The 6,000-nt window shown below is 55.3% G+C and carries 5 protein-coding genes and 1 pseudogene; 5 read left to right on the forward strand and 1 reads right to left on the reverse strand.

What is annotated here, in order from left to right:
• Positions 1-194: 194 nt before the first annotated feature.
• The 5 genes from QJ48_RS01685 to QJ48_RS37950 all read left to right on the forward strand — a co-directional run bounded on the left by QJ48_RS01685 (position 195) and on the right by QJ48_RS37950 (position 5,568).
• Positions 195-1,325, forward strand: coding sequence for a hypothetical protein (locus QJ48_RS01685; RefSeq protein WP_054971935.1), 1,131 nt, complete (start codon positions 195-197; stop codon positions 1,323-1,325).
• Between the two features lie 129 nt (positions 1,326-1,454).
• Positions 1,455-3,029, forward strand: coding sequence for a spore germination protein (locus QJ48_RS01690; protein ID WP_054971936.1), 1,575 nt, complete (start codon positions 1,455-1,457; stop codon positions 3,027-3,029).
• 40 nt (positions 3,030-3,069) lie between these two features.
• Complete coding sequence (locus QJ48_RS01695; protein ID WP_054971937.1) at positions 3,070-4,176, forward strand: GerAB/ArcD/ProY family transporter; 1,107 nt, start codon at positions 3,070-3,072, stop codon at positions 4,174-4,176.
• Positions 4,169-5,392: a Ger(x)C family spore germination protein gene (locus QJ48_RS01700; RefSeq protein WP_054971938.1), complete on the forward strand. Its 1,224-nt coding sequence runs from the start codon at positions 4,169-4,171 to the stop codon at positions 5,390-5,392. Before QJ48_RS01695 ends, QJ48_RS01700 begins: the two co-directional genes overlap by 8 nt.
• 11 nt (positions 5,393-5,403) lie before the next feature.
• Positions 5,404-5,568 (forward strand): hypothetical protein, encoded by a 165-nt coding sequence (locus QJ48_RS37950; RefSeq protein ID WP_193394376.1) that lies wholly within the window; start codon positions 5,404-5,406, stop codon positions 5,566-5,568.
• 131 nt (positions 5,569-5,699) lie between these two features.
• On the opposite strand, the pseudogene QJ48_RS37280 reads toward QJ48_RS37950, so the two are convergent.
• Positions 5,700-6,000, reverse strand: a pseudogene (locus tag QJ48_RS37280) (hypothetical protein); the annotation flags it as partial.

Consider the following 6,000-nt stretch of genomic DNA (forward strand, 5'->3'; position numbering starts at 1 on the left):
CTACGGCGGCAGCCGCCAATGTAGCCGTAATGATCTTACGAATGTCCGATCCCTCCTGAACGCAAATGTTAGATTTAGGATGACCTGTCCGGTGAGCATTATAACGATCTTCCGTTTCTACCTTTTTCCTTGTGTGAAAATGCCATCAAACCGGCAAGCTAATGACATATCCTTTGAAGGTACGGAGGAAACGTATGAAAAAAGGGGTTCTGATCTTGGCGGCGGCTGCGGTTTGCATCGGTCTCGGGTCGTTGCCCGTCCGCGCGGGGGCGCCTGCCGCTCCGGCCAAGCTCACCTTCGTCGTACAGGCTTCGCCCGAATCGGCTATGCGCAGCGAGCTGGCGGTCCGATCGCCCAAGCTGCTCAAGAAGCTGCTGCCGGATAAAGTGCGGCCTGTGCAGCAGGTGCCGCTTACGGATATATATGCGGTGCTGGAGAAGCAAGGAGCGGCAGTCCGGTATGCGATCGACGCGCATGGCACCTGGTATGATACGCAGCATATGCAGTCGCTGGAGCTGCCCCAGGTCCTAAAAGATCGGCTTCACGGATATGCCGAAGCGGTCCGTGCCGCCCATTACGGCCAATTGGCCTCGTGGGAGGAAGCGCGAAAAACGGTTGCCATGAAAGCGGTATGCCGGATCGTCGACTTGGAGACGGGGCTCGCCTTTCAAGCACAGCGCCGCGCCGGCAGCAGCCATGCGGATATGCAGCCGCTGACCAAAGCGGATACTGCGATAATGAAAGAGATCTATAAAGGCGCTTGGAGCTGGAGACGGAGAGCCGTACTGGTCGAAAAGGACGGGCGGTCGTTTGCCGCTTCAATGCACGGGATGCCGCATGGCGGCGACGGCATTCCCGGAAACGGGTTTTCAGGACATTTTTGCGTCCATTTTCTCGGGAGCACGATCCATCGCTCCAAAAATGTCGACCCCGACCATCAATGGATGGTCTACAAAGCGGCCGGCCGTCTGGAGGAAGGCTTCAGGCTTGCTTCGCCTTATGCCGTGGCGGACAGCTTCCTGATCGCGATCAATCAACAGGACCCGCAGCTGCTAAGATACGCTTTCGGCGAAACGGCGCACCCTCAGCTGGACCACTATATAAGTGATATAGGCAAGATCAAGGCGATCCGCCGAATCCGTCCGTTCCGCGAGCAGGATACAAGCGGTCGGCTCGGACTGGAGCTGCCCGTCGATGTGACGGTCCATGAGGTCGGCCGTCGACCGAAAAAGCAGAAGCTTACCTTTCACCTGAAACGCAGTGACGACAGCGCCAGATGGGTCATCGAGCGTGTCGAACCTCCTTTTTTTCCTCCGGCCAAATAAGTCCGCCCCGTCCTTCGCGCACTCACCTGCGTGATGCGGCGGGGCTTTTTTATGCATAAAACGCAGGGTTTTCAGGAATAATCTGCTACATAGCAGTGGTTCGGATCGATCAGGGGAGGAGGAACTGCCATGCTGCGGTTTTTGTTCCGCCAGCGGCTTCGGAAGCAGCAGACTGCCGGCGAGACTCCACAAGAACCGATAGCCCGTTTGACGGAATCGGTCACGCATAACGTATCCATGATCAAAGAGCTGCTGGGTTCTCCCAATGACCTGATCATCCGCGAATTCAGGGTCGGGCCGCACAAGCATCTCTGCTCGTTAATTTCCATCGACGGCTTGACTAATGCCGATCTGTTGGACGAAGAGGTGCTCCGGGTGCTGCTATCGGGAAGATGGCTGGAGACCCATGCGGTCCCCAGCGAAGGCAGCGCCTTGCTTGACCTGCTGCAAAAAGAGATTTTATCGGTAAACAGCATCGATCGGGTAGATTCTCTGGACCAAACGATGCTCGGCGTGTTATCCGGGATTGCGGCGCTCCTGGTGGACGGTTCGTCGGACGCGCTGCTGATCTGCAGCCAGCGTTGGCAGGAACGCCCGGTGGAAGAGCCCCAAACGGAGGCGCTTATTCGGGGGCCAAGGGACGGCTTCACGGAAAATTTGCGGACCAATACGGCGTTGGTGCGCCGCCGGCTCCGCGATCCGCATCTGCGCTACATCTCCTTCCGCATCGGGCGCAGATCGAGGAAGGAGGTTGTCCTTGCTTATATCGACGGCATCGCTCATCCCGAACTGGTAGCGGAAGCGAAGCGGCGACTAGGCACGATCGATATGGATGAGGCGGAAGGTTCCGGCTATATCGAACAGTGGATGATGGACAGCTTTCTTACCCCGTTTCCGCTGATTCACAGCACGGAACGGCCGGATAAAACGGCTTCGGCGCTTCTGCAAGGAAAGATTGCTCTGCTGGTCGACGGGGCGCCGTTTACGCTCCTTATGCCGGTTACTATCGGTTCGATGTTTCAATCGCCGGAAGATTATTATCATCATTGGCTCATTTCTTCGTTAATGCGGCTTTTGCGCACGGTTTCCGCTTTTTTGGCGACATTTCTTCCTGCGCTGTATATTGCGCTCGTCGAATATCATCAAGGGATGATCCCGTCCAAGCTTGCTTTTTCGATCGCAGGCTCACGCGAAGGCGTGCCGTTTCCGGCCGTTGTCGAGGCGCTGCTGATGGAAGTGACGCTGGAAGTGCTCCGTGAAGCGGGCATCCGGCTGCCCAAGCCCATCGGACAAACGATCGGCATCGTCGGCGGGCTTGTGATCGGGGAAGCGGCGGTGGCGGCGGGAATCGTTAGCCCGATCATGGTTATTGTCGTTGCCATTACGGCCATTTCTTCGTTTTCGCTGCCGTCCTATTCGTTTGCGATCTCGCTTCGCATGCTGCGGTTTCTGATCATGCTGGCAGCGTCCATATTCGGCCTGTACGGGATCGTGCTCGTGTATATCATGATCAACATCCATATCGTGAACCTCAAGAGCTTCGGCGTTCCGTTTACCGTACCGTTCGCGCCGTTCTTTTGGAACGATTGGAAGGATCTGATCCTGCGCGCGCCGGTGACGGTTCTCGAAAAACGGCCGCAGCTCATGCAGACGCTGGACAAGGTGCGGATGAACAAAAAGGATGGATCGAAGGGACAGGGATAAAAAAGCAGAAGACAACTTAGACGGAAACGGAGGGCTTCACGTGAGAAGGTTCGAATACGGCGATGATGAGATTAACGGTACGGAACTGCTGTTTTCCGTTGCTTCGATGATTCTCGGCCTCGGCGTATTGACGCTGCCGCGCGGCATCGCTAAAGTGGTGCCTTCGTCGGACGGCTGGATTGCCATTGTGATTGCCGGCCTATTGAGCATGGTCTTTACGTGGGTTTTGGCGAAGCTGGCGATTCGCTTTCCCAAGCAGCCGTTCACCGAGTTTGCGCCCCGCATTGTCGGGAAACCGCTGGCTGCCGTCTTCTCCGTATTCTTTTTCATCGCGTTTGCCATGTTCTCCAGCTATGAGGTGCGGGGGGCGGCGGAGGTCGCTAAAGAATATTTATTTACACGTACGCCGGTCGAAGTTATCGGCCTCATTTTTTTTCTGGTTGTCATTTATGCGGCGTCCGGGTCGCGGGTAGGGATCGTGCGTCTGAATTTGCTGTTTCTTCCCTTCGTCATCGTCGTTTTTGTGCTGGTGCTAGTGATGAACGCCGGTTTTTTCGAATTCGAGCAGCTGAAGCCCATAGGGATCAGTGGGTGGAAACAAATGGGCATAGGCACCAAGGAAAGCTTGTTTTCGTTTTTGGGTTTTGAATCTGTCGTTTTTTATGCCGCTTTAATGAACCGGCCTAAGGATACGGTCAAGGCCGCCGTCATCGGCATCTCCATACCGCTTATCCTTTATACGGCATTGTTCATCGTGACGATAGGCGTCTTCTCGGCCAAGGCTACTGCGGAGCTGCAGTATCCGGCGGTGGAGCTGGCCAAAGAAATCGAGGTACCCGGGGCGATTCTCGAACGGTTCGAATCGTTTTTTTTTACGATTTGGTTAATGACGATCTTTAATTCCGCTACGATGACGCTTGACATTTGCATTTGGATCGCAGGCACTTTTTTTCGCCGGTCAAGCAAACGGACGGTAGCCTTCGCTTTGGCTCCGATCATTTATTTAGCTGGTTATTTGCCGAAGGATTTAACGCAGCTCGCCGCCTACGGGCGGTTGTTCAGCTATGTCGATGTGTTCGTCGGTATTTTGATCCCTTCGCTGCTGCTTGCGATTGCCAAGCTTCGGGGGGTATCGGGGCATGCTTAAAACGCCGGTTTCCGTTTTGTTCACACTGGTTCTTCTGGTACTGACGGCCGGGTGCTGGGATCGTGTCGAAATCGACGAGCGTGGCTTTGTGATCGGTGTTGCGATTGATGTTCCAAGGACGTCCCATAACCCAGAGCAAAGAAAAGCGGGGGTGGAGAAAAAGCTGCGAGGCAAGGCGCGATACGTGGTAACGTATCAATTCGTCGTACCCAGCAAGCTGCAGAGCGCCGGCGGTTCGAAAAGTTCGGCCTCGGGCCAAGCTTATTTGAACTTAACGTCGGAAGGAGACACGTTGTTCGATATCGACAAGCAGCTTGCGGGACGAGCGAGCCGCTTTCCGTACTACGAGCATTTAAAAGTGATCGCGATCTCGGATAAGGTTGCGGGGAACGACCATGAATTCGCCCGCGTGCTGGATTTTTTTCTGCGCGAGTCCGAGATGCGCCGCAGCGCCAAGGTATTCGTCACGGCAGGCGAAGCCCGGAGCATATTGAATGTCGAACCCAGCAACGAGAAGCTGCCGGTCATGTACATCAATTCCGTATCGGAGAATAGTGTAAAGAACGCCAGTATTTTACCGGAAACCAAGCTGGGGGACATTCATGAGCAATTGCTCAGTCAACGAAGCTTTGTCGTGCAGCGGATGATGAGCGCAGAGGACAGGCACGAGGTGAAGCTCGAAGGGGCAGCGGTAATCCGTGGAGAAAACTCGCAGATGGTCGGGGTGCTTGGACCGGAAGAGACGGAAGGCTTGAACCTGCTCACCGGCAAATTTCGGACGGGAAATGTGAAAGCCGAAGTGAAAAAGAAGTTGGTCGTATGCGATCTCACGATGAAGAAGAGAACTATCGCCGCCGACGTCAGCGACCCGCAGCACATCCGTTTTACAATCCGTATCGAAGCGGAGGGCGCCATAGGCGAAAGCTACGCGCAGTCGCTCGATTTATTCAAAAGAAAATCGGTGGATATGGTAGAGCAGGCGGCAGAGCGGGAGATCGTCCGGATGACGAAGGCGACGGTCCGCAAGCTGCAGCGCGATTTTCAGGCGGATGTGATTGGGCTCGGCGCCAACTTGCAGCAGAATCATTACAAATTATGGAAACAGATCGGCGATCATTGGGAAAAAGGGCAGCGCTACTTTACGCAATGCGAAATCCGAGTGGAGCCTCGTGTCATTATTCGCCGGACCGGAACGGTAGACCATTCGAACCGATAGGAGACGATTGCATGATTCAACTTGTAAAGGAATATTCGCCGTCGGGCTCGATTTGGCTGTGCGCATTTTTGTCTTGGGCCATCCCTTACACCGTTTACCGGCTTAACCGCAAGCTGCACGAGATTGCCGATCCGCCCTGGAAGAAGGAGGAACAGGAGGGAAAGGAGCGGACGTGATCAAGTCTTCGGCGGTTCGACCGTCAAGATGTCAAAAAGCCCTGTGCGCAGCACGGGGCTTGAGAAAGCTAGCATAACGGCCGTTTGCCTTTTTTCGCGGACAAGCTCGGCTTTATTCGACGCTGCCGACGTCACCGGTAGCAATAAAATTGTTGAACCCGGTCCAAATCGAGACCGAAGTATACCCAGTAGCCGAAAGGACCGTATCCGAACCAGCGGTATCCGGCGATGGAATTGCGGCCGACGAACGTTAGGAAGATCCAGTACTGCTGACCGTTCGTTTGCCAGATGTACACATACTGAAACCGGCAACGCCGGATGCCGCCCGGATCGATAGCAAATGCCTGAGGCATTTGAGGAGGCGTAAATGACGGCGGCGGGGACAAGGGAGCGCCCCCGGGTCCGGTTGGAGCGCCTCCGGGCCCACCGGGG

Origin of the sequence: Paenibacillus sp. A3, assembly GCF_001399685.1 — a bacterium.
Classification (GTDB): Bacteria; Bacillota; Bacilli; order Paenibacillales; family NBRC-103111; genus Paenibacillus_G.

Coding starts and splice junctions, on each gene's coding strand:
- QJ48_RS01685 (WP_054971935.1), top strand. CDS start 195: ATGAAAAAAGGGGTTCTGATCTTGGCGGCGGCTGCGGTTTGCATCGGT.
- QJ48_RS01690 (WP_054971936.1), top strand. CDS start 1,455: ATGCTGCGGTTTTTGTTCCGCCAGCGGCTTCGGAAGCAGCAGACTGCC.
- QJ48_RS01700 (WP_054971938.1), top strand. CDS start 4,169: ATGCTTAAAACGCCGGTTTCCGTTTTGTTCACACTGGTTCTTCTGGTA.
- QJ48_RS37950 (WP_193394376.1), top strand. CDS start 5,404: ATGATTCAACTTGTAAAGGAATATTCGCCGTCGGGCTCGATTTGGCTG.